At 70.9% G+C, this 25325-nt stretch carries 19 protein-coding genes and 1 pseudogene; 12 read left to right on the top strand and 8 right to left on the bottom strand.

Annotated features, from left to right (window positions below):
* The 3 genes from AB0F17_RS04355 to AB0F17_RS04345 form a co-directional block, all read right to left on the bottom strand.
* Positions 1 to 2037 carry a hypothetical protein gene (locus AB0F17_RS04355; protein WP_358016038.1) on the bottom strand — a complete coding sequence of 679 codons (2037 nt, stop codon included), beginning with the start codon at positions 2035 to 2037 and terminating at the stop codon, positions 1 to 3.
* Positions 2038 to 2071: 34 nt separating this feature from the next.
* Positions 2072 to 3511, bottom strand: coding sequence for a protein kinase (locus AB0F17_RS04350; RefSeq protein ID WP_358016035.1), 1440 nt, complete (start codon positions 3509 to 3511; stop codon positions 2072 to 2074).
* A gap of 87 nt (positions 3512 to 3598) precedes the next feature.
* Positions 3599 to 4849 carry a Gfo/Idh/MocA family oxidoreductase gene (locus AB0F17_RS04345; RefSeq protein WP_358016032.1) on the bottom strand — a complete coding sequence of 417 codons (1251 nt, stop codon included), beginning with the start codon at positions 4847 to 4849 and terminating at the stop codon, positions 3599 to 3601.
* A 72-nt stretch (positions 4850 to 4921) separates the two neighbouring features.
* On the opposite strand from AB0F17_RS04345, the gene AB0F17_RS04340 reads away from it, so the two are divergent.
* The 7 genes from AB0F17_RS04340 (at position 4922) to AB0F17_RS04310 (ending at position 15229) form a co-directional block, all read left to right on the top strand.
* Entirely contained in the window at positions 4922 to 6094 is a 1173-nt protein-coding gene (locus tag AB0F17_RS04340; RefSeq protein WP_358016030.1) for an ROK family transcriptional regulator, read from the top strand.
* Between the two features lie 109 nt (positions 6095 to 6203).
* Positions 6204 to 7472 carry a sugar ABC transporter substrate-binding protein gene (locus tag AB0F17_RS04335; protein WP_358016027.1) on the top strand — a complete coding sequence of 423 codons (1269 nt, stop codon included), beginning with the start codon at positions 6204 to 6206 and terminating at the stop codon, positions 7470 to 7472.
* 1 nt (position 7473) lies between these two features.
* Positions 7474 to 8430 carry a sugar ABC transporter permease gene (locus AB0F17_RS04330; RefSeq protein ID WP_358016024.1) on the top strand — a complete coding sequence of 319 codons (957 nt, stop codon included), beginning with the start codon at positions 7474 to 7476 and terminating at the stop codon, positions 8428 to 8430.
* The gene (locus AB0F17_RS04325; protein ID WP_358016021.1) at positions 8423 to 9253 is read left to right on the top strand and encodes a carbohydrate ABC transporter permease; all 831 of its coding nucleotides are present in this window, start codon (positions 8423 to 8425) and stop codon (positions 9251 to 9253) included. The genes AB0F17_RS04330 and AB0F17_RS04325 overlap by 8 nt, the downstream gene beginning before the upstream one ends.
* A 22-nt stretch (positions 9254 to 9275) precedes the next feature.
* A complete protein-coding gene (locus tag AB0F17_RS04320; RefSeq protein ID WP_358016018.1) occupies positions 9276 to 10643 on the top strand; it encodes a DUF4832 domain-containing protein in 1368 nt (455 codons plus the stop codon).
* 71 nt (positions 10644 to 10714) lie between these two features.
* A complete protein-coding gene (locus tag AB0F17_RS04315; RefSeq protein WP_358016015.1) occupies positions 10715 to 11860 on the top strand; it encodes a DUF418 domain-containing protein in 1146 nt (381 codons plus the stop codon).
* 66 nt (positions 11861 to 11926) lie between these two features.
* The gene (locus AB0F17_RS04310; RefSeq protein WP_358016012.1) at positions 11927 to 15229 is read left to right on the top strand and encodes a glucodextranase DOMON-like domain-containing protein; all 3303 of its coding nucleotides are present in this window, start codon (positions 11927 to 11929) and stop codon (positions 15227 to 15229) included.
* Between the two features lie 39 nt (positions 15230 to 15268).
* Here the strand turns inward: AB0F17_RS04310 and AB0F17_RS04305 are convergent, their stop codons facing one another.
* Complete coding sequence (locus AB0F17_RS04305; protein WP_358016009.1) at positions 15269 to 15886, bottom strand: helix-turn-helix domain-containing protein; 618 nt, start codon at positions 15884 to 15886, stop codon at positions 15269 to 15271.
* A 120-nt stretch (positions 15887 to 16006) separates the two neighbouring features.
* On the opposite strand from AB0F17_RS04305, the gene AB0F17_RS04300 reads away from it, so the two are divergent.
* Entirely contained in the window at positions 16007 to 17575 is a 1569-nt protein-coding gene (locus AB0F17_RS04300; RefSeq protein ID WP_358016007.1) for an MDR family MFS transporter, read from the top strand.
* Between the two features lie 99 nt (positions 17576 to 17674).
* On the opposite strand, the gene AB0F17_RS04295 is transcribed toward AB0F17_RS04300, so the two are convergent.
* Together AB0F17_RS04295 and AB0F17_RS04290 are read right to left on the bottom strand one after the other, a co-directional pair.
* A complete protein-coding gene (locus tag AB0F17_RS04295; RefSeq protein WP_358016004.1) occupies positions 17675 to 18457 on the bottom strand; it encodes a DUF899 domain-containing protein in 783 nt (260 codons plus the stop codon).
* 144 nt (positions 18458 to 18601) lie between these two features.
* Positions 18602 to 19081 carry a MarR family transcriptional regulator gene (locus tag AB0F17_RS04290; protein WP_358016001.1) on the bottom strand — a complete coding sequence of 160 codons (480 nt, stop codon included), beginning with the start codon at positions 19079 to 19081 and terminating at the stop codon, positions 18602 to 18604.
* A gap of 113 nt (positions 19082 to 19194) precedes the next feature.
* Here AB0F17_RS04290 and AB0F17_RS04285 point away from each other — a divergent pair, with 113 nt between their 5' ends.
* Positions 19195 to 20280 carry an epoxide hydrolase family protein gene (locus tag AB0F17_RS04285; protein ID WP_358015998.1) on the top strand — a complete coding sequence of 362 codons (1086 nt, stop codon included), beginning with the start codon at positions 19195 to 19197 and terminating at the stop codon, positions 20278 to 20280.
* A gap of 134 nt (positions 20281 to 20414) precedes the next feature.
* On the opposite strand, the gene AB0F17_RS04280 is transcribed toward AB0F17_RS04285, so the two are convergent.
* Positions 20415 to 21305 (bottom strand): helix-turn-helix transcriptional regulator, encoded by an 891-nt coding sequence (locus AB0F17_RS04280; protein ID WP_358015995.1) that lies wholly within the window; start codon positions 21303 to 21305, stop codon positions 20415 to 20417.
* Positions 21306 to 21473: 168 nt separating this feature from the next.
* On the opposite strand from AB0F17_RS04280, the gene AB0F17_RS04275 reads away from it, so the two are divergent.
* Together AB0F17_RS04275 and AB0F17_RS04270 are read left to right on the top strand one after the other, a co-directional pair.
* A complete protein-coding gene (locus AB0F17_RS04275; protein WP_358015992.1) occupies positions 21474 to 22451 on the top strand; it encodes an aldo/keto reductase in 978 nt (325 codons plus the stop codon).
* 23 nt (positions 22452 to 22474) lie between these two features.
* The gene (locus AB0F17_RS04270) at positions 22475 to 23509 is read left to right on the top strand and encodes an alcohol dehydrogenase catalytic domain-containing protein (RefSeq protein WP_358015989.1); all 1035 of its coding nucleotides are present in this window, start codon (positions 22475 to 22477) and stop codon (positions 23507 to 23509) included.
* A gap of 159 nt (positions 23510 to 23668) precedes the next feature.
* Here AB0F17_RS04270 and AB0F17_RS04265 read toward each other — a convergent pair.
* Positions 23669 to 25009, bottom strand: a pseudogene (locus AB0F17_RS04265) (PLP-dependent aminotransferase family protein); the annotation flags it as partial.
* A 69-nt stretch (positions 25010 to 25078) separates the two neighbouring features.
* Between AB0F17_RS04265 and AB0F17_RS04260 the strand changes: the two are divergent.
* Positions 25079 to 25246, top strand: coding sequence for a hypothetical protein (locus AB0F17_RS04260; RefSeq protein WP_358015986.1), 168 nt, complete (start codon positions 25079 to 25081; stop codon positions 25244 to 25246).
* Positions 25247 to 25325 lie beyond the last annotated feature (79 nt).

Here is a 25325-nt window from a genome sequence, read left to right as displayed (position 1 = left end):
TCACTGGCGGGACAGGGCCCGGGTGATGCCGGTGACGATGGTGGTGACCAGGATCCAGCCCGCGAGCACCAGGCCGTAGGCGACCCACTGACCGCCGCCGACCGGCTGGAACGCCTTCTCCTGGCCGAAGTCGATCAACGGGAACAGCAGATCCAAGGCGTACACCACGGCGTTTAACGCGGGCCCCTTGCCTGCCTCGGCGGGCGGCGGGGGGTCGAGCGCGAACACCGCCGCCCCCAGGACGAGCAGGGCGACGAACCAGGCGGCTGCGCGCAAAGGCCGGAAGCCGTATCCGACCGTGACGTCCTGCAGCACGCCCCACGCGCGGGCCGGCCTGCGCAGCGTGGCGCGCCGCCGCCGCTGCTTGGCCAGCAGGACCGTGCGGGCCTCCTCGTCGTGCCCGAGCCGCCGGTAGATGGCGGCCAGTTGCTCGTACGGCTGCGGCACGTACTCGTCCGTGCCCTCTTCGAGCCAGGCCAGCCGCTGGGCGGCGGGCAGCGTGGGGTTCAGTGCCTCGTACGTCAGACCGTCCTGCCGGCGCGGGCACCAGGTCGCGGGGTCGTCACGCAGGACCCCGATGCGGGCGTGCCGCAGGTCGACGATGCCCTCAGGCTCCTCCTTCGGGCGGAGGTACAGCTCGCTGGCCTCCAGCTGCCAGGCCGCCAGCGCCCGGCCGCCCGGGTTGGAGAGCGTGGCGCCGTTGAGGGTCACGAGCCGGCGGACCCGGGTCCCGATCAGTGTGACCTCGCCGTCGGAGGTGAAGCCGCGCCCGCAGGACAGGCCGCTGCCGATGGTCGCCGCGGCCGCGTTCAGCGTCATGCCGTCGGGGTTGCTCAGGCGGGCGCCGTTGAAGTCGGCGAACGTGCCGATGGTGGCGTCGGCCAGCCGTACCTCGCCTTCGGCCCGGAACCCGTCCACGCAGGCCAGCGCGCCGCCGATGGACACGCCGTCGGCGTCCAGCGCCACCTCGCCGGGGGCGGAGAGGTCGGCGCCGGCCAGGCGCAGGGATCCGGTGACGCGGGCCTGGGACAGGCCGACCCGGCCGCGCGCGGTGAGCCCGCGTGCCTCGATCGTGCCTTCGACCTGGATCTCCTCCGCCTGGAGCGCGTCGCCGCCGGGATTGTCCAGGCGGGCGCCGTTCAGGTTGAGCTCGCGGTCGACGCGCGAGTCCGCCAGGCGTACCGTGCCGGTCGCGGCAAAGGTCCCGCCCAGGTAGAGGCCGCCTTCGGCGGTGATCCGCGAGCCGCGTAAGGCCATCCCGCCGGGGTGGTCGATGGTGGTGCCGGTCAGGGCGAAGGGCCCGCTCACGCGGGCGTTGCGGAGGCTGATCATCCCGGTGACCGTCATGCACCTGCAGAACACGTTGCCGTCGGCGACGAGCCCGTCCAGTGTCAGGGCGTGCCCGCCGGAGGCGGTCAGCTGAGCGTCGTCCATGATCAACGTACCGCTGACCTTGACGTTGGAGAGCCGGACATGGCCCTCGGACCGCAGCCCGATGGCGGTGATCCCGCGATCGGCCTGGAGCCGGTCGCCGTCGATCGCCACCCCCGGCGTGCGCGCGTGGGCGTGGGCGAGCGTCAGGCTGCCCGCGATCTGGGCGCCGCGCAGCTCCACCTGCCCGGTGAACAGGCAGCCCTCCAGCCGCAGATGGCCGCCGATCTGGGCGTTCGAAGCCGACAGCCCCGGCAGCCGGGACCCGGTGAAGCTGAGCTGCTGGCAGCGGGCCCAGTACAGGCGCGGCACCTCCTCGAAGTCACAGGAGAGGAACCGCGCCGGGTGGGCGATCGTGGAGTGGGACAGGTCCAGGAGTCCGGTGATCCGCGCGCCTTCGACGCGCAGGGCTTGTGACTGCCGTGATTCGTCCCGCAGCAGCAGCTCGGCGATCACCTTCGCGCGGATCGTCCGCTCCGGGCCCCAGCTCGCGCCGCCCGCCGGGGCGTCCTCGTCGGGTTTCCCGGTACGGAAGTCGACCAGCTCACCCTGCGGGAACGCGTCCCACACCCGGCGTTCGGCCGTGGACAGATCCTCGACGCGCATGGCTGCATTCTGCCGCAAGCCCAACGGCGGCCGGTCACCTGACGCCGATCGACATCTCCACCTCTGTGCCGGTGCACGCGGACGCTCCGGCGGGCGGGCTCAGGACCGCCACCTTGCCGATCCAGTCGCGGCCCTTCCGGTAGCCGACCTTCACCGTGAAGCCCGCCTTCTCCACGGCCGCCTTGCCCGCGTCGAGTGGCCAGCCGCGCGCGTCGGGCACGCGGGCGCGGGCCGCGCTCATCACGAGGTCGACCGTGCTCGTGCCGGGCCGTACGGCTGCGCGCAGGACGCGGCCGGGGGTGCCGCCGGCGGAGCAGTCCGGGGTGAGCTTTCCGATGGTCAGCCCGGCCTGCTGAAGCTTGGACGTCGCCTCCTTCCCCGGCAATCCGGTCACGACCGGCACTGTCGGCCCGGCGGTCGGGCTGGTCGCCGTCGTGGCGGTCGTGGTCGGGGATGTGCTCGCCGAGGGACGGGGGGAGACGACCGTGCTGGTCCGGGTGTCCGCGCTCACCGTTTTCGGGGCCCACGGCCGGACGGCCGCCGCGCCCATGCCGGCGCCGACCAGCAGGGCCGCCGCCACGGTGAGCGCCACGCGGCGCAGCGGCCGGGGACCGCCGGACGGCTCGGTGGGCGGGGCGAGGTCGGCGGCGGCCTGGAGATCGGCCGACTGGCCGCCGAGCAGCGTCAGCAGGAGTTCCTGGGCCGTGGGCCGCGACGCCGGGTCCTTGGCCAGGCACCTCTCCACCAGCTCGCGCAGCGGCGACTGGATCGGGGACAGGTCGGGAGTCTCGTTCAGCACGCGGTTGATCACCGCGGGGATCGAGTCCTGCCCGAACGGCGCCTTGCCCAGGGCCGCGAACGCGATCGTCACCCCCCACGCGAAGACGTCGGACGGGGCACCCGCGGGCGAGCCCGCGAGCTGCTCCGGCGAGATGTACGAAGGGGTGCCCATGATCTGGCTGGTCGCCGTGACCGTGGTGTCCGCCTCACGGGCGATGCCGAAGTCGATGACGCGCGGACCGTCGGGGCCGATCAGCACGTTGCCCGGCTTGAGGTCGCGGTGCACGATGCCGGCCTGGTGGATGGCGGTCAGGGCGGTGGCGATCCCGATCGCGAGGCGTTCCAGCGTGCTCCCGCTGACGGGTCCGTCCTTCGCCACCCTTTCGGCCAGGGAGGGGCCGTCGATGAGCTCGCTGATCAAGTACGGCTGGCTGCCCAGCATTCCGGCGTCCACCACCTGGGCCGTACAGAATCGAGCCACCTGTTTGGCCAGCGCCACCTCGCGCATGAACATACGCTGCGCGCGCTCGTCGTCCCACGAGCCGGCGTTCAGCAGTTTGGCGGCGACGCGTTCCCCGGCCGGCCCCTCGGCGAGGTACACCTCCCCCTGCCCGCCCCTGCCGATCCGGCCGATCACCTGATAGACGCCGAGTCGGCGTGGGTCACCCGAACGCAGGGGTTCTACAGCGCGCATCATTTCCTCCCCAGAAAGGTCACCTCCTATTCGATGTCGCCCTACGTCTGGATTTCGTGCTCGGCCGATGGCCGGTGAACGTTCGTGCTACCCCAGGTGAACGACCGCGTCCGTGGCTCTGGCGCGTTCCGCGGCCCACACGACGCGGTGGGTCGCGAGGCTCTCGGCGGCGTCGGAGTAGAGCAGCGCCGGGTCGCCCGTGGCGACCGCCGCGAGGAAGGCGTCCGTGAGCGCCTCGTCCCCGCCCGCGTGCCCGTCCCCCGCCGACGGCCCCGCACCCTCGTGGGTGTCGACGACCTCTTCGAGGCCGGTACGGAAGTCGGTCAGGCGCAGCGCACGGCCGTCGCCGTCGATGTAGCCGTGCGTGCCCAGCAACCGGGTACGCCGGTGCCCCATCGGGGTGAAAGCGCTCATCGTGAACGAGCACGTCGCCCCGTCGGGGAACTCCATGTTCACCACCTGGTGATCGACCACGTCGTTGTCGCACGCGTACACGCAACGACCGTAGGGCCCGGTGCGCAGCGCCTGGAGCACGCCTTCCTCGGTCCGTGCTTGCGTGACCGCCGACAGCGGCCAGAACTCGCTGTCCGGGTCGCCGAGGCAGCCGAGATACAGCCGTTTGGCCGAGTAGGGGCAGCTCGGCTCCAGCGGGCAGTCGGTGCAGCGGTCCGCCGCGCCCTCCGGGCGTTCGGAGGCGCGGAAGTGGGTCAGGTTGCCGAACGAGCTGACCTTGGCCGGGATCCGGCCGAACAGGTGGATCAGCCAGTCGATGTCGTGGCACGACTTGGTCAGCAGCATCGGGGCCGAGGTGTCCTCGCGGCGCCAGTGGCCGCGGACGAACGAATGCGCGTGGTGCCACCACCCCACCGGTTCGAGGTGCTGGACGCTGACGAGCCGGCCGATGCGGCCGCCGTCGAGCAGTCGCTTCAGCATCCTGGTGTACGGGGTGTAACGCAGCACGTGGCACACGGCCAGCATGATCTTGTTGCGTTTCGCCGCGTCGGCGATGGCGGTCGCCTCCTGCTCGCTGGGCGCCATCGGCTTCTCCAGGAGGATGTGGTAACCCAGGTCGGCCATCCGTACGGCCGGGCTCATGTGCAGGTGGTCCTGGGTGGCGATGATCGCCGCGTCGGCGACCCGGCCGGCCGCCGCGAGCTGCGTCCAGTCGGAGTAGACCCTGTCCGGCGAGACCCCGAACTCCGCCGCGGCCGATTCGCGCCGGTACGGGTCCGGTTCGGCCACCGCGGTCACGCGCCCCAGGCCGGCCACCGTCGCGTGGCGCGCGTACGACTGCCCGCGCAGCCCGGCGCCCACGAGGGCTAGAGTCACCCCAGACATGGGATCCTTTCCCTAAATTAACACGGAGTCCCTCATTATTAGTGGTGAGGGAGCAGACCTCAAGGGGGTGTGGTGGCCGAAGATCTGGGCGGAGGAGATCTCTCCCGGCTTCGCCAGCTCAACGCGCTGGCCGCGATCCGGACACTGCGCGGCGAGCCGGCGCTCACCGTGACCGAGATCTCCCGGCGCACCGGGCTGTCCCGGGCCTCCACCGAGGACGTGGTGCGCGAGCTGCTGGACCGCGGCTGGGTGGTGGAGACGGAGCCGACCACCGGCACGGTCGGCCGTCCGGCCAGGCGTTATCGCTTCCGCGCGGACGCGGGTCACGTCCTCGGCGTCGACATCGGCGGCCACAAGATCCTGGCGGTGGTGGCCGACCTGGACGGCGAACCGCGGCACAGCAGCAGGGTCGCGGTCACCCCGGCGATGGGGCGCCGGGAGCGGCTGGCCGCCGTGGACCAGGCCGTCACCGACTGCCTGGCCGGGGCGGGTGTGGCCGCCTCCGATATGTGGGCGACCGGGGTGGCCACCACCGGGCTGGTCGACGGGACCGGGCGGGTCATGCTCTCGGACGCGCTGCCCGAGTGGACCGGCGTCGACCTGGCCGCCCACCTGGGGCGGCTCGTGGCCGGGCCGATCCTGGTCGAGAACGACTGCAAGCTGGCCGCTCTCGCGGAGTCCTGGCGGGGGGTGGCGCGCTACGCCAAGGACGTGGTGTTCCTGCTGGCCGGGCTCCGTACCGGCACCGGGCTGATCATCGACGGCAAGCTGCACCGGGGGTTCGGGAACGCCGCCGGGGAGATCGGCGCGCTGCCGGTCGCGGGCTGGATCCGCGCGCAGGAGCAGCTCAAGTCGTGGCCGGACCAACCGGCCGGCGCGGCCGGTGATCCCGACTCGATCGCCGCCGACCTGTTCTCCGCCGCCAGGAACGGCGACCGCCGGGCCGCCTCGGCCGTGCGCCGCTACGTCAAGGACCTGGCGGTCGGCGCCTCGGCCCTGGTGCTCACCCTCGACCCGGAACTGGTCGTGATCGGCGGCGGTTTCTCCAGGTCGGCCGACCTGATCGTGGAGCCGCTCCGCCGCGAGCTGGACCGCTGGTGCATCCGCACTCCCGAGGTCAGGGTGTCCGCCTTCGCCGACGAGGGGGTGGCGCTCGGCGCCGTCCGGCTCGCGCTCGACCACGTCGAGCAGGCGCTCAGGGGCGGCGGCCAGCTCGCCTCACCGGACCTCTTCTCCCGGGGCTGAGCGTGCCGTAATCGAATCGATGCTTGACTTAATTTCCATGGGCTCCATGATTATCCACAAGTTCGAGACCGTGGCGCCGGATGCGCCTCGCTCGTCAGGGAGGTCCAGGATGCGGAAGTCGGCGCGGCTCGGCGCGGCAGTGTTCGGGGTGGTGCTCGCCGTCTCCGCCTGCTCGGCGGGCGGTGATGAACCGGGTGCCACGGCCGGCCAGGAGAAGGTCACGTTGTCGTACGCAATGTGGGACAACAACCAGAAACCGGTGATGGAGGAGCTGGGCAAGGCGTTCACCGCGACCCACCCGAACATCACCGTGAACGTCCAGCTCACCCCCTGGGAGGGCTACTGGACCAAGCTCAAGGCGGCGGCCACGGGCGGCGCGGCGCCCGACGTCTTCTGGATGAACGGCCCCAACTTCCAGCTCTACGCCTCCAACGGCGTGATCCGCCCGCTGGAGGAGGAGATCACCAAGGACAAGGTGGACCTGTCGGTCTATCCCAAGCCGCTGATCGACCTGTACACCTTCGACGGCAAGCACTTCGGGCTGCCGAAGGACATGGACACGGTCGGCGTCTGGTACAACAAGACGCTCTTCGACGCCAAGAAGGTGCCCTACCCGGCCGATGACTGGACGTGGAGCGACTTCAAGGAGGCGGCGGCCAAGCTGAGCGACCCGGCCAAGGGCGTGTACGGCACCGCCGCCCAGCTGACGAGTTTCCAGGAATACCAGTACAACACCATCGATCAGGCGGGCGGGTTCGTGATCTCCCCGGACGGCAGGAAGTCCGGCTACGACAACCCGCAGACGATCGAGGGCCTGCGTTTCTGGACCGATCTGATCAAGAACAAGCAGTCCCCCGACCTGAAGACCATGACCGACACGTTCCCGCTGCAACTGTTCGAGGCCGGCAAGATCGCCATGTACTGGGGCGGCTCGTGGAACGTCTCGGAGTTCGCCGCCAACGACTACACCAAGGACAAGGTGGACGTGGCGCCGCTGCCCAAGGGCCAGAAGCAGGCCACGATCATCCACGGGGTGGCCAACGTCGTGTCGGCCAAGACCGAGCACCCGGCGCAGGCCTGGGAGTTCGCCAAGTTCCTCGGCTCCAAGCAGGCCGCCGACATCCTCGGCAAGAAGGGGCCGATCCCGGCGTACAACGGCACCCAGAGCGCGTGGGTGGCCGCCCATCCCGAGTTCAAGCTGCAGACCTTCCTCGACGCGGTGGCCTACGCGGCGCCGTTCCCGGTCTCCAAGAACACCGCCGCCTGGAACGAGGCGGAGCTGACCTACCTCACCAAGGCCTGGACCGGCGAGCAGCCGGTCGAGAAGGCGGCCGCCGAGCTGGCGACGGCGATGAACGCCCTGCTCGCCAAGGAATGACATGACGCTCACCACCCGCCGAAGCGTGCCGAAGCCAGCGCCGGCCCGGCGCCGACCGGGCCGCAGGGACCGCGCGGTCGAGGCCCTGTGGGGGTACGCGTTCATCGCCCCGGTCGGGCTGGGCCTGGCCGTCTTCTACCTCTGGCCGGTCCTGCAGACCGCCTACTTCTCCTTCACCGAGTGGGGCGCCTTCGGCGGCCACACCTGGACCGGACTGGAGAACTACCTGCGCCTGGCCGTGGACCCCGAGATGGGCCAGGCGCTGGTCAACACGCTGACCTACACCGTGCTCGGGCTGCTGGCGATCCCGCTGGCCATCGTCTTCGCCGCGCTGCTCAACACCAAGGGGCTGCGCGGGGTGGGCGTCTACCGCACGATGTTCTTCCTGCCGGTCGTCACCATGCCGGTCGCCATCGCCATGGTGTGGCGCTGGCTCTACAACGGCGACTACGGCCTGATCAACCAGGTGCTGTCGCTGGCCGGCATCGACGGCCCCAACTGGATCGCCGACCCGGCCACCGCGCTTCCCGCCCTGGTCGTGGTCGGGATCTGGAGCAGCGTCGGCTACAACCTGATCATCTTCCTGGCCGGCATGCAGGCGATCCCCAAGGAGTACTACGAGGCGGCGGCGATCGACGGCGCGGGCCCGGTCCGGCAGTTCTTCAAGGTCACGCTGCCGCTGCTGTCGCCGACGGCGTTCTTCGTGTCGGTGGTCTCGGTGATCGGCTCGCTGCAGCTGTTCGACCTGGTGTACGTGATGAGCGGCTCGGGGTCGTCGGCCCGGTCCAATCCGGCCTTCCCGCGCCTGGAGACGGTGGTCCAGCTCTTCTACGAGCGGGCCTTCGTCACCAACGACCGCGGTTACGCGGCGGCGATCGTGATGGCGCTGCTCATGCTGATCATCGCGCTGACGGCGTTCCAGTTCAGACTCCAGCGAAGGTGGGTGCACTATGGCTGAGGCCCCCACGACCGGTGGGCGCCGTATCGGGCTGCACGCGGTGCTGGTCGCCGCGTCGCTGGCGATGGTGGCGCCGTTCGCCTGGCAGATCATCACCTCGCTCAAGACGCTCAGCGAGGCCACCAGGGTCCCGCCGTCGGTGCTGCCCAGCGGCCACTGGGAGAACTACGGCCAGATCTTCGGGCTGCTGCCCTTCGGCCACCAGTTCCTCAACACGGTGCTGATGGCCGCCGGGCGGACCGTGGGCCAGGTGCTGCTGTGCTCCATGGCCGCCTACGCCTTCGCCCGGCTCCGCTTCCCCGGCAAGAGGCTGCTGTTCGGGGTCTTCCTGTCGGTGCTGATGGTGCCGCCGCAGCTGTTCATCATCCCGCAGTACCAGATCATGTCCTCGCTGGGCTGGCTGAACAGCCTGCAGGCGCTCATCGTCCCCGGCCTGTTCAGCGCGTTCGGGGTCTTCCTGCTGCGCCAGTTCTTCCTCGGCCTGCCCCGCGAGCTGGAGGAGGCGGCCCGGCTGGACGGCGCGGGGCCGCTGCGGATCTACTGGTCGATCATGCTGCCGCTGGCCAGGCCGGGGCTGGTCGCCCTGGGTGTCCTGGTGCTGCTGTGGTCTTGGAACGACCTGTTCTGGCCGCTGGTGGTCAACACCGACCCCGAGCAGATGACGCTGTCGGCCGGGCTGACCACGCTGCAGGGGCAGTTCCAGACCAACTATCCGGTGCTCATGGCGGGTTCGCTGCTCGCCTCCCTGCCGGTCATCGCCGTCTTCGTCTTCCTGCAACGCCAGTTCATCCAGGGCATCGCCCACACCGGCATCAAGGGCTGAGCCCGCCGAGAGGAGTCCCCCCATGTCCCGCTTGTTAGCCGGCCTGCTCTTCCTGTGCGCGGCGATTCTCGTCGCACCGCCCGCCCACGCCACCATCACCGGCCCGTCGGTCACCAACGTGACCTACACCCAGACGAGCGCCGGCTTCCCCAACCCCGAGCGCGGCTTCTACCACCACACCGGTGACTGCGACAAGAACAACTTCTCCCTGGCCACCCTCCAGGGCTACCGCACCTCGCAGAACATCTCGCTCGTGATGTGCGTGTTCTACCTGGCCGAGTTCAAGACCGGCGCGATCAGCCAGGCCGCGCTCACCCGCTTCCAGAACCAGCTCGCCACCGTGCGGGCCGCCGGGCTCAAGGCCATCGTCCGGTTCGCCTACACCACCTCCACCGACGGGGACGACACCACCAAGGCCCGGATGCTGGCCCACCTCGACCAGCTCGCGCCCTACCTCAGCGCCAACAGCGACGTGATCGAGGTGGTCCAGGCCGGGTTCATCGGCGCCTGGGGCGAGTGGTACTACACCCAGAACTTCGGCAACGAGGGCACGATCACCGCCGCCGACTGGGCCAACCGCAAGGCGGTGACCGACAAGATCCTCAGCGTCCTGCCGTCGTCGCGGATGATCCAGGTCCGCACGCCCAAGATCAAGCGCACCATGTACGGCACCACCGCGCTGACGCCCGCCCAGGCGTACAACGGCTCGGCCCAGGCCAGGGTCGGTCACCACAACGACTGCTTCCTGGCCAGCCCCGACGACTACGGCACCTACGAGAACGCCGCCGTCGAATACCCCTACCTCCAGGCCGAGACCGCGTACCTGCCGATGGGAGGGGAGACCTGCGGCGCCAACCCGCCGAGGTCGAGCTGCGCCACCGCCATGAGCGAGATGGGCATGTTCCACTGGTCGTACCTGAACACCGACTACCACCCCGACGTCATCAGCGGCTGGAACAGCGGCGGCTGCCTGGCCCAGATCACCCGCCGCCTCGGCTACCGCTTCGCCCTGCAGAGCGGCACGTACCCGAGCACGGCCACCCACGGCGGCGCGCTGCCGGTGCGCGTCACGGTCAGGAACGACGGCTGGGCCGCGCCCTTCAACCCGCGTAACGTCGCGCTGGTCCTGCGCAACACCGCCACCTCGGCCGTGTACCGCCTCCCGCTCAACGCCAACCCCCGCCTCTGGCTCGCGGGCGCCACGGCGACGATCGACCAGAGCGTGACACTGCCGTCGAGCATGCCAGCCGGCACCTACGCGCTGCTGCTCGACCTGCCCGACCCGCAGCTGTCCTCCCGGCCCGAGTACTCGATCCGGCTGGCCAACGAGAACGTCTGGGAGGCCGCCACCGGCTTCAACAGCCTGCTCCACACCGTGACCGTGAACTAGCGACTTTGGTCGGCCCCGAGGCTGCCAAGGGTCGATGTGCCGGGGAGCTCGGCGTCCTTAGCGTCAGGATCATGACACTGGCTGAGGCGCCGAGCTCACGGCGCGTGCACGAGATCGACGCCGTGCGGGGGTTCGCGCTGGCGGGCATCCTGGTGGCGAACATCGGGTTCTTCGCCGATCCCGGCTACGCGGTCGGGACCGGCACGATGCCCATCACGGAGGGGCCGGTCGCCTACCTCGTCAGCACGCTGGTGCTGACGAAGTTCTACATCCTCTTCTCCTTCCTGTTCGGCTACTCCTTCACGCTCCAAACACGCGACGGGGTGAACGTCAAGGCCAGGATGCTGCGGCGCTGTCTCGGTCTCTTCGTGATCGGGGTCCTGCACGGGTTCCTGCTGTGGATCGGCGACATCCTCACGCTGTACGCCACGCTCGGGCTGATCCTGCTGGCCATGCGTAACATCTCGCCCAGGAAGGCGGTGATCACCGGCTGCGCCGTCATCGGCGTCATGTCGGTGATCTGGCTGCTGCTGGCCGGGCTGACCCTGCTCGACCCGGCGGGCGGCGCGGCGGCGGCGTCGGATCCGGCCGCGGCGGCACAGGCGGAGGCGCTGGTCACCGGAGGGCCGCTGGGCTTCCTGACCTTCCAGGCGCAGACGTATCCGGCGGTGGCCGGGATGGTGTGGATCGGGCAGGGGCCGATGGCGATGGCGCTGTTCCTGTTCGGGCTGGCGGCGGGCCGGTCGCGACTGTTCGAGGAGCCGGAGCGCTGGGCCCATCTGGTGCCGCGCATCCAGGTGGTGGGCTTCGGCATCGGTCTGCCCGCCGCGATCTTCTTCACCTGGGCGTCCGCCTCCGGGGAAGGCGTGGTGGAGCTGGTCGCGCTGGCCCTGAACAACGTGACCTCGGCGCTGCTGACCGCCGCCTACGTGGTCACCCTGCTGCAGGTCATCAAGCGCTTCCCCGCGGTCGGCCGCGCGCTGGCACCGGCCGGGCGGGTGGCGGCGTCCAACTACATCGGGCAGTCGGCGCTCTGCTGCCTGGTCTTCACCGGCTACGGGCTGGCCCTGGCGGGCAGGCTGTCGCCGCTCGCCGTCATGGGCGTGGCCGCGGTGATCTACGCGATCCTGCTCGGGCTGAGCCGGTGGTGGCTCCGCGGTCACCGCTACGGCCCGATCGAGTATGTCCTTCGCCGCCTCACCGCGGGTCGGGGTTGACAGCGAACCGGGCCTGGTCTTCTCTGCAACTCTGCGATGAAAAGGGCGGACCCGAGGGGGCACGGCATGGCCACGGTTCGACGGTTCGCGCTCGCTCTGGCCGTCTCCGCCGCGCTGGCCGGGCTCCCCGCCACGACCGCGCAGGCCAGGGTGCCCGCCCCAGCCGGGCCCGGCGTGGCGTCCCACTTCGGGCTCGCGCGCAAGGACTGCGTCGGGACGGCCGCGGGCCGGGCGTCCAAGGTCTGGTACACGGTCGCGGGCGGGGTTCTGTCCGACGTCTATGAGCCGACCATCGACAACACCAACGTGGAGACGATGCAGTTCGCCGTCACCGACGGCAGGACGTTCACCGAGCTGCAGTCCCGCGACACCACCTACAAGGTGACCACCGACCGCTCCGGCATGACCTGCACGATCACCTCATCCAGCAAGAGCGGCCGCTACCGCCTGACCACGACCTACCTCACCGATCCGGGCAGCGACGCCGTGGTGGTCAGGACCCGGCTCCAGCCGCCCGGACTGCGGCTGTACGTACGGCTGGACGCGAGCGTCAACGGCAACGGAGGCGGCGGCGCGCCGAACGGCGGTGCCGACAGCGGCGTGGTGGACGGGCCGACCGGCGCCCCGGTCATCTCCGACACGAACACCGAGACCTCCGCACCCGCCCGCGACTACGCCGTGCCCACCCACCTGGCGCTGCGCGCCGAGCGGCGGCTGCCGCAGGCCAATGTCGGCTACGCGGGCACACCCGGCGACGGCGCCGCGCAACTGGACGCCGACCACACGCTGACCCCCAGCACGACCGCCCCCGACGGCAACGTGGTGGCCACCGCCCGGCTGCCCCTCGACGGCTCGGGCGAGGTGACCTTCGCGCTCGGCTTCGGCCGTACGGCGGGCGCCGCGTCGCGGACCGCCGGCGAGGCCGCCGCCCGGCCGTTCGAGACCACCCGGGCCCGGTACGAGGCGGGCTGGGCCGCCTACGACTCCGGACTGCGCAAGCCGCCCGCCGCGCCGGCCGACGCCTACCGGCTCTCGGCCAACGTACTGAAGGCCAGCGAGGACAAGACCTTCCCCGGGGCCGTCGTCGCGTCGCTCGCCAGCCCGTGGGGCCAGGCGGTCGGCGCGGGCGAGAAGGTCGGCGGCAAGGCGGTCTACTTCGGGTCCTACCGCGAGGTGTTCGCCCGCGACCTGTACGAGGCGTTCACCGGCTTCCTCACCGACGGCGACCTGGCGACCGCCCGCGCCACGGCCCGCTTCCTGCTGGAACGCCAGCAGTTGCCCGACGGCCGCCTGCCACGCAACTCCCTGCTGAACGGCCGGCTCGCCCCCGACTCGGGCGGCGACCAGCTCGACGAGACCGCCTACCCGATCCTCATGGCCCACCAGTCCGGGATCGGCGCGGAGCTGTGGGAACACGTGCGCCAGGCCGCGGACTTCCTGGTGGCGCACGGGCCCGCGTTCGGCGTCGAACGCTGGGAGGAGCAGCAGGGCTACTCGCCGTCCACGATCGCGGCCGAGATCGCCGGCTTGGTCGCGGCCGGGGAGATCGCCGCCGGGCGGGACGACCAGGGCCGGGCCCGGCTCTACCGCGCCACCGCCGACCACTTCGCCCGCTCGGTCAAGGGCTGGACGGTCACCACCACCGGCCCGTACGCCCCCCGCTACTTCCTACGCCTGTCGCGCACCGGCGACCCGGACGCCGCGTCCCCGTACAACCTCGGCAACGGCGGCCCGACAGAGGACCAGCGCCGGGTGGTGGACGCGGGATTCCTGGAGCTGACCCGGCTGGGCATCCTGCCCGCCACCGACCCCGACGTCCTGGCCAGCCTGCCCGTGGTGGACCGGGTGATCGGGCGTACGACGCCGAACGGCCAGGGCTGGTACCGCTACGGCTCCGACACCGAGGGCACCGAGGACGGCTACGGCGACTGCCATGAACCCGACCCCACCTCCTGCGCGCCGTCGGGCCGCCCCTGGCCCACCGCGAACACCGGCTCGGGCCACCTGTGGCCGGTCCTGTCCGGCGAACGGGCCGAGCAGGCGTTGCAGACCGGCGACACCCGTACGGCGGCCGCCCTGCTGGCGGCGATGCGGGCCATGTCCTCGGGCACCGGCCTGGTCCCCGAGCAGGCGTGGGAGAACCCGGACCTGGCCGCCTCACCGTACGGCACCGACCCGGCCACCGCCTCGATCGGCTTTCACGACGGCGAGCCCGCCGGCTCGGCGTCCCCGCTGACCTGGGCGCAGGCCCAGGAGGTGCGGCTGATCCTCTCACTCGCCGCCGGCCGCCCGGTCGAGCAGCCCGAGGTCGTACGGCGCCGCTACACCGCCCACGGCATGCCCGGCACGGCACCACTCACGGTCACCGCCCCGGCGGAGGGCGGCACGGTCGCCGACACATCGGTCCCGATCGAGGGCGGCACGGTCGCCGACGCGACGGTCACGGTCGAGGGCACCACCGCGCCCGGTGCGCGCGTCGACGTCGCGGCCACGCCCATCGACATCGGCACCGCCACCGAGGTCGTCTCGGTGCGGGCCGGGTCCGACGGCGGCTTCACCGCGCGGGCGCCGGTGTCGTTCGGCGAGGTCGTGCTCACCGTGACCGCCACCACCTCCGACGGCCGCACCGGGTACGCCCGGCGTTCGGTCGTCGGCGACATCACCGGGGCCACGACCGTGCTCGACGTCACCGATCCCGACGGCGACGACAACGGGCCGGGGACCTACGCCTATCCGACGGCCGCCGACTTCCACGCGGGCGCCTTCGACCTGCGCAGGTTCCAGGTCATCACGGACGCGAGCACCGTCTACCTGCGGGCCGAGATCCGTGACCTCACCCCCACCTTCGGCAACCAGATCGGCGCCCAGCTCCTCGACGTGTACGTACAGGACCCCGCCGTGACCGCGCGCTCGACCGATCCGGCGTTCCCGCAGCGCAACTACCGCATCGCCGAGCAGGACGCGTGGTCGCAGCGGATCGAGGCGCAGGGCTTCGGCGCCCCGGTCTGGGTGACGGCCGCCGGCGCCGCCCTGTCCGGCGCCGCCGTCCGCGGCTCCGGCACCACGCGGACGATCACGATCGCCGTGCCCAAGGCGGTCTTCGGCACACCGGGGCCCGGCTGGCGCTTCGCGGTGGTGCTCACCGGCCAGGACGGGTTCAGCTCCGACCAGGCCAGGGGCTTCGCCGCCACTCCCCAGCCGTACCAGTTCGGTGTGTGCGCCCCCGGCGGGACCGGCGCCCTGTGCTCCTTCGACCCGGGCGGCGTCCCCAAGGCCGTGGACGTGATCACCCCGACCGGCCAGCCCCAGGCGGACGAGCTGAACCCACTCCTCGGCCCGGTCACCCTACGAGCGGTCGCGGCCCCCTGACCTTGCTCCTCGTCAATCTGTGGGCCATCTGGCTTCGCCTCACTCGGTGATGGGGATCTCCGGGGCCGGGACCAGGTCACTGACCAGGAGCGTCGCCGCTCGTATCGAGGCGGTGAGGATGTCGGCGTTCGTGGCCTTGGTGCCCTGGGCGGCCAGCACGGTGTTGTGCGCGCTGAGCAGAGCCATCCGGACGCGCAGCTGATCCTGCAGCGGAGCGTCGGGGCCCAGGATGATCCGGGTGGCCTGGTCGATCCGCTCCAGCGCGCTGCCCTGGCCCGGCGGTACGACCGACTTCAGCGCGGTGTGGTTGGCGGCGGCGAACCGCATCGTCTTCAACCCCCGCTGCCCGCTCAGGGTGAGCCACCGGCCCAGGAGCTCGGAGGCGAGTTCTGGGGAGCGCGGCTGCCCGGCGGCCCAGTCGAGAAGGTCGTCGAGCGCGCGCAGGTGGTCGGTGAAGAGGCTGCGGATGACAGCCTCTTTGCTGTCGAAGTGGTAGTAGAGCGCGGCCTTGGTGATCCCCAGCTGTTCGGCGATTTCGCGCATCGAGGTGGCGTCGTAGCCGCGCTCGGTGAACAAGGACAGCGCGGCTTCCTGGATGTCGGCCCGCGTCTGGCTGCCCTTTCGCCGCGTGCCCGGCACCTGGTCCGTCTTCGTCATCGCGTTTCCTCTGCTCAAGCTCTTCAGAGTCTATACCAAGTTGCTTACCGGTCGGCTAGCAAGTACGCTTGCCGACCGACAGGTAAGTTCTATGGATCGGCAGGAGCGCACGTGATGGCCATGGACAGCGCAGATAACCCCCCGAGGGCGGAGGAGCAGGTCGGGCTGGGGTTCAGTCACCGCCAGATCCTGGCGACAATGAGCGGCCTGGGCATCGCCATGCTGCTGGCGATGCTGGACAACATGATCGTCGCCCCGGCACTGCCCACGATCGTAGGCGAGCTGGGCGGCCTCAATCACCTGGCCTGGGTGACCACCGGCTACATCCTGGCCTCCACCGTGGCCACGCCGATCTGGGGCAAGCTCGGCGACCTGTACGGCCGCCGCGTCATCTTCACCGTCGCCGTGGCGATCTTCCTGATCGGCTCCGCGCTGTGCGGAGTGTCCCAGGACATGGCGCAACTGATCGCCTTCCGCGCCATCCAGGGCTTGGGCGCGGGCGGGCTGATGGTGGGCGTGCTGTCGATCATCGGTGAGATGATCCCGCCGCGCGACCGCAGCAAGTACCAGGGCGTGATGATGGCCGTCATGCCGGTCGCCATGATCGGCGGCCCGCTCATCGGCGGTTTCATCACCGACAACCTCAGCTGGCGCTGGGCCTTCTACGTCAACCTGCCGCTCGGCGCGGTCACCCTGATCCTGTGCTGGATCACCCTGGCCAAGCTGCCCAAGGGCACCGGCAAGGCCGTGATCGACTGGTGGGGCACCGGGCTGCTGACGATCTGGATCACCGCGCTGGTGCTCGTCACGAGCTGGGGCGGCACCCAGTACGCATGGGGTTCGGCGCAGATCCTCGGGCTGATCGCGGTGGCGGTGGTCGGGTTCGTCGCCTTCATCATCGTCGAGCGGCGCGTGGCCGAGCCGATCATGCCACTGCGGGTCTTCAAGAGCCTCAACTTCTCGCTGTCCGGTGGGGTCGCCTTCATCTCGGGGTTCGCGATGTTCGGCGCCATGGGCTTCCTGCCGCAGTTCCAGCAGTTCGTCCAGGGCTCCTCCGCCACCAACAGCGGCCTGCTCCTGATGCCGATGATGATCGCCGCGATGGCCGTCAGCCTGAGCGCCGGTCAGCTGATCAGCAAGACCGGGCACTACAAGTCGCTGCCGATCATCGGCTCCATCCTGGTCACCATCGGCCTGGCACTCTTCGCCACCATGGACGTCAACACTTCCACCGTGGTGTCCGGCGTCTACATGGTGATCCTCGGCGCCGGCATGGGCGCGATGATGCAGACCAGCACCCTCATCGCGCAGAACAGCCTCGCACTGCGCGACATGGGCGCGGGCACCGGCGTGTCGACCTTCCTCCGCAACATGGGCAGCTCGCTCGGCGTCTCGCTACTCGGCGCCGTCTACACCAGCCACCTGGCCGACACCCTCACCGGAACTCCCGCCGTCACGGTCACCGCCACTTCGATGACCCCGCAGATGCTCCGCGGCCTGCCCGAGTCGGCCCAGAAGCTGTTCGAGCAGGCCGTCACCAACGGCGTCACCGCCCTGTTCACCTGGGGTGCGGTGGTGGCCGCCGTCGGCATCGTGGTCGCGCTGTTCATCCGCCAGGTCCCGCTGCGCAGCGCCGTCAAGCCGCAGGCGGCCAGCGCCGACGCCGAACCGGTCGCGGTAAGCAGCTGACCCGGAGGTGACCGCCCCCAAGGCGGTCACCGCTCGTCGAGGCCGATGGTCCGTCACACCAATCCGCCCGGTGCCCCCGTGGGACCGGGCGGATTGGTGTCAGTGGTGGTGGCCGCGTCGGCCGAGAGTCTCCACGGGGGTCGCGCCGGGGCGGGTCCACTGCGGCACGGGGCGGCTGGTCGGGCCCCAGGTGAAGTTCCCGTCCGCGTCCGAGCGCCAGGACCAGCACGCGCTGCGCCCCTCGGGCCAGCCCTCGGGCTTGTCCTCCCACGCCTCGCCGCGGCCGTAGGGCGTCCTGTCGAGCAGGCCTAGGGACCCGTTGACCGCCTCGTTGCCACGGCCCGTCGTGGAGTAGGTGAGGAACACGCGGTCGCCGTCACGCAGGAAGCAGGCGAGGTAACCCATGCTGCCGCCGACCGGCGCGTCCACGTCGCGCACTGAGTACCAGGGCTGGGTGTAGCCCATGAACTCGACGTAGGAGGCCACCTCGTCCCACCGGCCCGTGGTCAGGATGGCGAACGAGACGCCGCGGGCGTTGAGGTAGACGGCGTCCTTCAGGTGCCAGGCCGTGGTGGTGCAGCCCTCGCACTGCCCCTGGTGCGGCGCGCCGTCGTACCACATGTGCTGGTAGACCACGAGCTCGTCGCGGCCCTGGAACAGGTCCAGGAACGGGACCGGGCCGTCGGGTCCGACGACCTCGACCGTCCCGTCGAGCTCCACCATCGGCAGCCGGCGGCGGGCCGCGGCGAGGGCGTCGCCCTCGCGGGTGTGGACCTTCTCGCGGACCAGCAGCTCGTCACGGGCGGCCTGCCAGGTGGCCAGGTCGACGACGGGCGGGCGGCCGGGCAGCGCGGCGGTCGGGTCACTCGGCGTGGTCGTCATGGTGTCCTCCGTGGTGTCTCGCGCCGGGCGGCGTCGTACGACGCTCACCAGAACAGACCCGCGACCCGGCCGAAACTCATCGCCGCCTCCTGCCCGACCTCGGCCCCACCCGGACACCGCCGAGGATCACCCGTGCTCTCCCAGTCAGCGCCACGGCTCTTCGGGGATGTCGGTTCGGCGGTTGTGGTGATCCAGCAGCTTGGACAGCAGCTCGGCCAACCGCTGTCGCTCCTCGGGTGACAGCGGAGCCAGTAGTTCGTCCTGGCATTCGGCCAGCCGCTTCTCCAGTCGCCGGAGCTGCCGCTTGCCCGCTGAGGTCAGCGAGATGATGTTGCGCCGCCGGTCGGAGGCGTCCGGGGCGCGCTCGACCAGTCCGCGATCGGCGAGCTCGTTGATCGTCGCGACCATGTCGCTGAGGTGGATGCCGCTACGGCGGCCCAGCGCGGCCTGGCTGGCCGGGCCGGACTCCTCCAGCGTCGCCAGCAGGCGGTAGTGGTAGCCGCGGGCGCCGACGGACGAGAACCCGTCGCCCACCAGGCGGTGCGCGTGCTGGGCGGTCTGGCCGAGCAGCCAGCTGGGCAGGCCCTGCCACCGGGTGGGCGTCTCCTCGGATGGGTTCTCCATGTGACAAGTCTAACGAATCGTTGGATGCACTAACGATCGTGATATCGTTAGTGGAGTAAACGTTAGTCGCCCGAACATTTGAGCACCGAACGAGTCCGTCTGGAGTCAGGACCATGATCAAGCCGTTCCGCATCGACATCCCCCAAGCCGACCTCGACGATCTGACCGACCGGCTCTCCCGCACCCGTTGGCCCAACGAGGTCGCCGACGCCGGGTGGGACTACGGCTTCCCGCTGGCGCGGCTCAAGGAACTGGCCGAATACTGGCGCACCGGCTACAACTGGCGCGAGCACGAGACCAAGATCAACGAGCTTCCGCACTTCACCACCGAGATCGAAGGCCAGAACATCCACTTCGTCCACGTCCGGTCTTCGAAGCCGGACGCGCTCGCGCTGGTCCTCACCCACGGCTGGCCCGGTTCGTTCCTGGAGTTCCTCGACGTGATCGAGCCGCTGTCGCGCGACTTCCACCTGGTGATCCCGTCCATCCCCGGCTACGGCTTCTCCGGGCCGACCCACGAGCGCGGCTGGGACGCCGTCCGGATCGCGCGGGCCTGGGCCGAGTTGATGCGCCGGCTCGGATACCAGCGCTACGGCGCGCAGGGCGGCGACTTCGGCGCCGGCATATCGGCGGCGCTCGGCGCCGTGGCACCCGAGCAGGTCGTCGGGGTGCACGTCAACTACCTGCCGACCCGCCCGGACCCGGACGCCGGCATCGAGCTGTCCGAAACGGATGAAGCCCGGCTGGACAAGGTCCGGCAGCTGATGGCGAACCGTCCGCCGTACCAGGCCCTGCAGGCCCTCACCCCGCAGACCATCGGATACGCGCTGACCGACTCACCGGTCGGCCAGCTGGCCTGGATCGCCGAGCGCTTCGCGCAGTGGACCGACCCGCGCACGCCGGTCAGCGACGATCGGATGCTCACCGACATCTCGCTGTACTGGCTGACCGCCACCGCGGCTTCCTCGGCGCGGCTGCACCACGATGTTCCCCGCGGGCAGGGCGTGCCATGCCCGGTGCCGCTCGGCGTGGCGGTGTTCGCGCACGACATCACGCAGTCGGTGCGACCGCTGGCCGAGCGGTTGTACGACATCAGGCACTGGTCGGAGTTCGACCGCGGCGGCCACTTCGCCGCGATGGAGGTGCCGGAGCTGCTCGCCGAGGACGTCCGGGACTTCTTCCTTGCCCGCATCGAGTAGGGCCACCGGGGCGCCGCCCGCTAGAAGACACTGCCGGCCGCGAACTCCCGGGCGCCCCAGAGCGGCGAACGGCGTTCAAGAGAACGGCACGACCTCCACGTAATCCGGATCGGGACTGTGCGCGAGGCTGTGCCTCATCCTCTTGCGGCTCGATGCGCGGCAGGCTCGGACGAAGTCATGTCGAGCAGCAGTATCGCATCGAAGTCGGGGGTGCCGGGTTCGGCGACATAGACGCCCAGGCGCTGGCCGGGGGTGCCCTCCAGGTCCATGGATTGGGCGCTGAGGTTGACAATGCCCACGTGCGGGTGGTGGAAGGTCTTGTGGGTGCGTTTGCGGCCGGTCACGTCATAGCGCTCCCACAGTTTGGCGAAGTCGGAGCTCTTCAGCAGCAGTTCGCCGACGAGGCTGGTCAGGTCGGGCGCGTCCGGCGCGGTGCCGGCCTGGGCACGCAGGCGGGCGACACAGCCGCGGACCTGGTTGTCCCAGTCAGGGAACAGGCCACGGGCGGCGGGGTGCAGGAAGAGGTAGCGGGCGAGGTTGCGCTGCTTGGCCGGCCAGTCGTCCAACCCCGCGTACAGGGCGAGCCCGCCGGGGTTCCAGGCGAGGAGGTCCATGCTGCGGCTGACGATGTAGGCGGGACTGGGGCGCATCGTCTCCAGCAGCAACTTCAGGTGGGGGCGTACGGTGCGGCTGGGCGGAGGCGGCGGCTCGGCGGCGTAGCGGGCGGAGCGGACGACCAGCTCGCGCAGGTGCTGATGTTCCTGGTCGTCGAGCTGGAGGGCGCGCGCGAGAGCGTCGATCACCGAGGGGCTGGGGCGGGTCTCCTTCCCGCGCTCGAGACGCACGTAGTAGTCGATGCTGATCCCGGCGAGGGTGGCCAGCTCTTCCCGGCGCAGCCCCGGGGTCCGGCGCAGGCCGGTGCCGATGGTGAGGCCCACCTGCTCGGGGCTGGTCTGGGTGCGGCGGGCACGCAGGAACCGGCCCAGCTCGGTGTCGCTGCTGGTGGTGGTGCGCTGTTGTGCCATGTCTTGAGTCTCACACCGCGCCGGCGTGCTCAGTGGCCAGGTGGGGGGCTGTGTCATTACCCCGAACGCCGCTCCCTGGCACGACCCGCCCTGGCACCGGAGCTGGGGCCACGCGAAGGTGGATACCTGTCATGACCGGAATCCATTTTCAGGAACGGAGAAACCGCGATGAAGCACATCATGCTGGGCGACCTGGAGGTCTCCCGCATCGGTCTGGGGGCTATGGGGATGTCCCATGGCTACACCGGCTCCGGCACTGACGAGGCCGAGTCCATCCGCACCATCCACCGGGCCCTGGAGCTCGGCGTCACGCTGATCGACACCGCCGAGATCTACGGCCCCTACACCAACGAGGAGCTCCTCGGCCGGGCCCTCGAGGGCCGCCGCGACCAGGTCGTGCTGGCCACCAAGTTCGGCCTGGTCTCGCACGCCGGCGCTGGCCCCTGGAACTTGGACAGCAGCCCGGCCAACATCCGTACCGCGGTCGAAGGCTCACTCAAGAGGCTCGGCACCGATCACATCGACCTGTACTACCAGCACCGGGTCGACCCGAACACGCCCATCGAGGAGACCGTCGGCGCGCTCGCCGAACTGGTCGCCGAGGGCAAGATCCGCCACATCGGCCTGTCCGAGGCAGGCCCTGAGACCATCCGCCGCGCCCACGCCGTCCACCCGGTCACGGCCGTGCAGTCGGAGTACTCGCTGTGGACCCGCGGCCTGGAGGGGCGAGTGCTGCCACTGCTGCGCGAACTCGGCATCGGCCTGGTGCCGTTCTCGCCGCTGGGGCGCGGCTTCCTCACCGGGAAGATCCGCTCCACGGACGAGTTCGAGGAAGGCGACTTCCGCCACGGTAATCCGCGTTTCACCGGCGAGAACTTCCAGCGCAACCTACGCATCGCCGACGAGGTCGAGGCCGTCGCCGCCGAGGCCGGCGCCACCCCGGCCCAGGTCGCCCTGGCCTGGCTGCTGGCGCAGGGCGACGACATCGCCCCCATCCCCGGCACCAAGCGCGTCAGCCGCGTCGAGGAGAACACTGCCGCCGACGGCATCCAGTTGACCGCCGAGCAGATCGACAAGCTCAGCAGCCTCCCTCCGGCCGCGGGCGACACGCACCCCGAATCCGGCATGCGCATGCTGGAACGCTGACCCACGTATCAAAGGAGCACTTCATGCGTGCAACCGTGATGTACGGCGCCGGCGACGTCCGCGTCGAGGACCGCCCCGACCCGAAGATCCAGCAGCCCACCGACGCGATCGTCCGCATCGTGCTGTCCTGCGTGTGCGGCAGCGACCTGTGGCCGTACGCGTCCATGCCCGCCACCGGCACCGGACGCCCGATGGGACACGAGTTCCTCGGCGTGGTCGAGGAGACCGGCTCCGCCATCAGCAATCTCAAAGCGGGCGACCTGGTCGTCACGCCGTTCACCTACTGCGACAACACCTGCGACTTCTGCCGTAGGGGCCTGCACTCCTCCTGCCGCCATGGCGGCCGCTACGGCCTGGACGGCGTCGACGGCGGGCAGGGCGAAGCCGTCCGCGTCCCCGTGGCCGACGGCACCTTGGTCAAGCTTCCCGTGGAGGAGACCTCCCCGCTACTGCCGTCCTTGCTGACCCTGTCAGACGTGCTCGGCACCGGCCACCACGGCGCCGTCACCGCCGGGGTGGCCCGCGGCGACCGCGTCCTGGTCATCGGCGACGGCGCGGTCGGCCTGTCCGCCGTGATCGCCGCCAAGCGCCTGGGCGCCGAACAGATCATCCTCATGGGACGGCACACCGACCGAACCGACTTGGGCCGCGACTTCGGCGCCACGGACGTCGTCGCCGAACGCGGCGACGAAGGTGTCGCCAAGGTACGCGAGCTGACCGGCGGTGACGGCGCCGACCGCATCATCGAAGCCGTAGGCAGCCTCCAGGGCCTGGAGACCGCCTTCGGCTCTGTCATCGACGGCGGCACGATCAGCCGCCTGGGCGTGCCGCAGTACGAGCAAGGCCCCATCGGCTTCGGAATGATCATGCGGAACATCACCCTGACCGGCGGAGTCTCACCCGCCCGCGCCTACATCGAAGACCTCATGCCCGACATCCTGAACGGCACCATCGACCCGGGCCGCGTCTTCGACCGCACCGTCGGCCTCGACGGCGTCCCCGACGCCTACCGCGCCATGGCCGACCGCCAAGCACTCAAAGTCCTCATCCGCCCCTGAGCAGACATCCACGACGGCGTCGCTCGCTCTATCGATCGCGTCGGCCAGACGGGAGACGGCCTCCGCCACGGCGCTGTCGGCGAGGTTGCCGTATCCGAGGATCAGCGTCGAATCTCCGGCCCCCGCCTCCGAGGTGTAGTTGCCGACGGCGTCGACGCTGACCCCGTCGCGGGCCGCGGCGGCGACGACCTCGGTGGCCCGGACGCCGTCGAGGTGGAGCAGCAGGTGGAGTCCGGCCGCCGCCCCGGAGACCCGGGCTCCCGGCAGCCGGCGGGCCAGCTCGCCGACCAGGGCGTCCCGGCGGGCCCGGTAGCGCCGCCGGCAGGCCCGCAGGTGACGGTCATAGCCACCGTTGTCCAGGAACCAGGCAAAGGCCAGTTGATCGAGTACGGGCGGCGGCAGGGCCAGCGGGTTGGCCGCGGCGACGTCGGGTGTCCAGCGTGGCGGGGTGGCGAACCAGCCGATGCGCAGGGCCGGTGACAGCGTCTTGCTGACCGAGCCGAGCAGGGCCGTCCGCGAGGGCGCCATGCCCTGGATCGCGGCGACCGGGCGGCGGTCGTAGCGGTAGTCGGCGTCCTTGTCCTCTTCCAGGAGGATGCCGTCGACGTCGTGCGCCCACCGGATGAGCTCGGCCCGCCGCGCGGGCGCCAGGACCGTACCGGTGGGGAACTGGTGGGCCGGGGCCACGATGGCGGCCCTGATCCATGGCTGGTCGCGTAGGAGATCGACGCGGAGCCCGTCCGCGTCGACGCCGATGGGGACGGCGACCAGGCCGGCGTCCGTGACCGCCTCGCGGGTCCAGGTCCAGCCGGGGTCCTCCACGGCCAGGTGGGTGTGGCCGTGTTCGCGCAGGCTGCGGGCGATCCGGGTCAGGGCGTCGGTGGTCCCCGCGCAGATCGTCAGGTCCTCGGCCGAGATGGCGGCACCGCGCGAGCGCGTCAGGTATCCGGCGAGGGTCTCCCGCAGTCGCGGGTGACCGGCGTGTTCCAGGTAGCCGAGGTCGGTGAACGGCGACTGCCTGCCCGCCTCCCGTACGGCGTCCGCCCAGCGTTTGCGCGGGAACGCCCGCAGATCGGGCAGGCCGGGCGTGAAGTCGAAGCGCGGATGCGCGGACGGCGGAGCCGTGCGGGCGGCGGGCAGCCCCGGCGAGGGCGAGCCCGCGGCTCCGGACCGTCCCCTCGGGGGCGAACCGACGACATCAGGCCGCACCCTCGTGGCCGGGCCTGCGACTCCGGGGCGGACTCGGGTGGCCGAGCCGGCGCGGGCTTCCAGGTAGCCCTCGGCCGCCAGTTGCGCGTACGCCTCGGTGACCACCCAGCGCGAGCAGCCCAGGTCGGCCGCCAGTGTGCGGCTGGGCGGCAGCGCGCTGCCGGCGGCGAGACGGCCGCCGACGATCGCGGACCGCAGCGACCTGCGCAGGCGGTCGTGCAGCGGCCCGGCCGGCTGCGCGTCGAGATCCAGCAGCGTGTCCCACGCGGCATTGGTCTGGTTCTTTGGCATCTGATTGGCCAGGGTAGCCAATCCACTTCGACCTACCGTGGAGCTCACCCGATATGGAGGAGATCTGGCATGGGTAGACGCGAAGACAGTGACGGCGTTCCCCCTTGGCTGCTCGCGGCCGGCCTGTCGGGACGGCCGGGGACGCCCACGGGGATGCTGGCCGGCAGGCCCCGGCGATCGTCGGAGGGGTGGGTGAGAGCCCTGGCGAGAGCGATCACCCGAGGCCGCCACCAGTGAAACGCCACGACCCTGACCGCGAAAAAGCAACGGCCAGGGTCGTGGAGGATCAGTGCGGTTCCGGCCACCCGATGACCGG

Origin of the sequence: Nonomuraea sp. NPDC026600 (genome assembly GCF_040638335.1) — a bacterium.
GTDB lineage: Bacteria > Actinomycetota > Actinomycetes > Streptosporangiales > Streptosporangiaceae > Nonomuraea.
The sequence above is the reverse complement of the archived record's forward strand: the minus strand, read 5'-3'. Positions and strand labels throughout refer to the sequence as shown.

Bases quoted from the DNA above. Each gene is read 5' to 3' on its own strand.
- AB0F17_RS04300 (WP_358016007.1), top strand. From the start codon at position 16,007: ATGGACAGCGCAGATAACCCCCCGAGGGCGGAGGAGCAGGTCGGGCTG.
- AB0F17_RS04350 (WP_358016035.1), bottom strand. From the start codon at position 3,511: ATGCGCGCTGTAGAACCCCTGCGTTCGGGTGACCCACGCCGACTCGGC.
- AB0F17_RS04325 (WP_358016021.1), top strand. From the start codon at position 8,423: ATGGCTGAGGCCCCCACGACCGGTGGGCGCCGTATCGGGCTGCACGCG.
- AB0F17_RS04280 (WP_358015995.1), bottom strand. From the start codon at position 21,305: ATGGCACAACAGCGCACCACCACCAGCAGCGACACCGAGCTGGGCCGG.
- AB0F17_RS04310 (WP_358016012.1), top strand. From the start codon at position 11,927: ATGGCCACGGTTCGACGGTTCGCGCTCGCTCTGGCCGTCTCCGCCGCG.
- AB0F17_RS04335 (WP_358016027.1), top strand. From the start codon at position 6,204: ATGCGGAAGTCGGCGCGGCTCGGCGCGGCAGTGTTCGGGGTGGTGCTC.
- AB0F17_RS04275 (WP_358015992.1), top strand. From the start codon at position 21,474: ATGAAGCACATCATGCTGGGCGACCTGGAGGTCTCCCGCATCGGTCTG.
- AB0F17_RS04260 (WP_358015986.1), top strand. From the start codon at position 25,079: ATGGGTAGACGCGAAGACAGTGACGGCGTTCCCCCTTGGCTGCTCGCG.
- AB0F17_RS04295 (WP_358016004.1), bottom strand. From the start codon at position 18,457: ATGACGACCACGCCGAGTGACCCGACCGCCGCGCTGCCCGGCCGCCCG.
- AB0F17_RS04330 (WP_358016024.1), top strand. From the start codon at position 7,474: ATGACGCTCACCACCCGCCGAAGCGTGCCGAAGCCAGCGCCGGCCCGG.
- AB0F17_RS04315 (WP_358016015.1), top strand. From the start codon at position 10,715: ATGACACTGGCTGAGGCGCCGAGCTCACGGCGCGTGCACGAGATCGAC.
- AB0F17_RS04285 (WP_358015998.1), top strand. From the start codon at position 19,195: ATGATCAAGCCGTTCCGCATCGACATCCCCCAAGCCGACCTCGACGAT.
- AB0F17_RS04320 (WP_358016018.1), top strand. From the start codon at position 9,276: ATGTCCCGCTTGTTAGCCGGCCTGCTCTTCCTGTGCGCGGCGATTCTC.
- AB0F17_RS04345 (WP_358016032.1), bottom strand. From the start codon at position 4,849: ATGTCTGGGGTGACTCTAGCCCTCGTGGGCGCCGGGCTGCGCGGGCAG.
- AB0F17_RS04270 (WP_358015989.1), top strand. From the start codon at position 22,475: ATGCGTGCAACCGTGATGTACGGCGCCGGCGACGTCCGCGTCGAGGAC.
- AB0F17_RS04355 (WP_358016038.1), bottom strand. From the start codon at position 2,037: ATGCGCGTCGAGGATCTGTCCACGGCCGAACGCCGGGTGTGGGACGCG.
- AB0F17_RS04290 (WP_358016001.1), bottom strand. From the start codon at position 19,081: ATGGAGAACCCATCCGAGGAGACGCCCACCCGGTGGCAGGGCCTGCCC.
- AB0F17_RS04305 (WP_358016009.1), bottom strand. From the start codon at position 15,886: ATGACGAAGACGGACCAGGTGCCGGGCACGCGGCGAAAGGGCAGCCAG.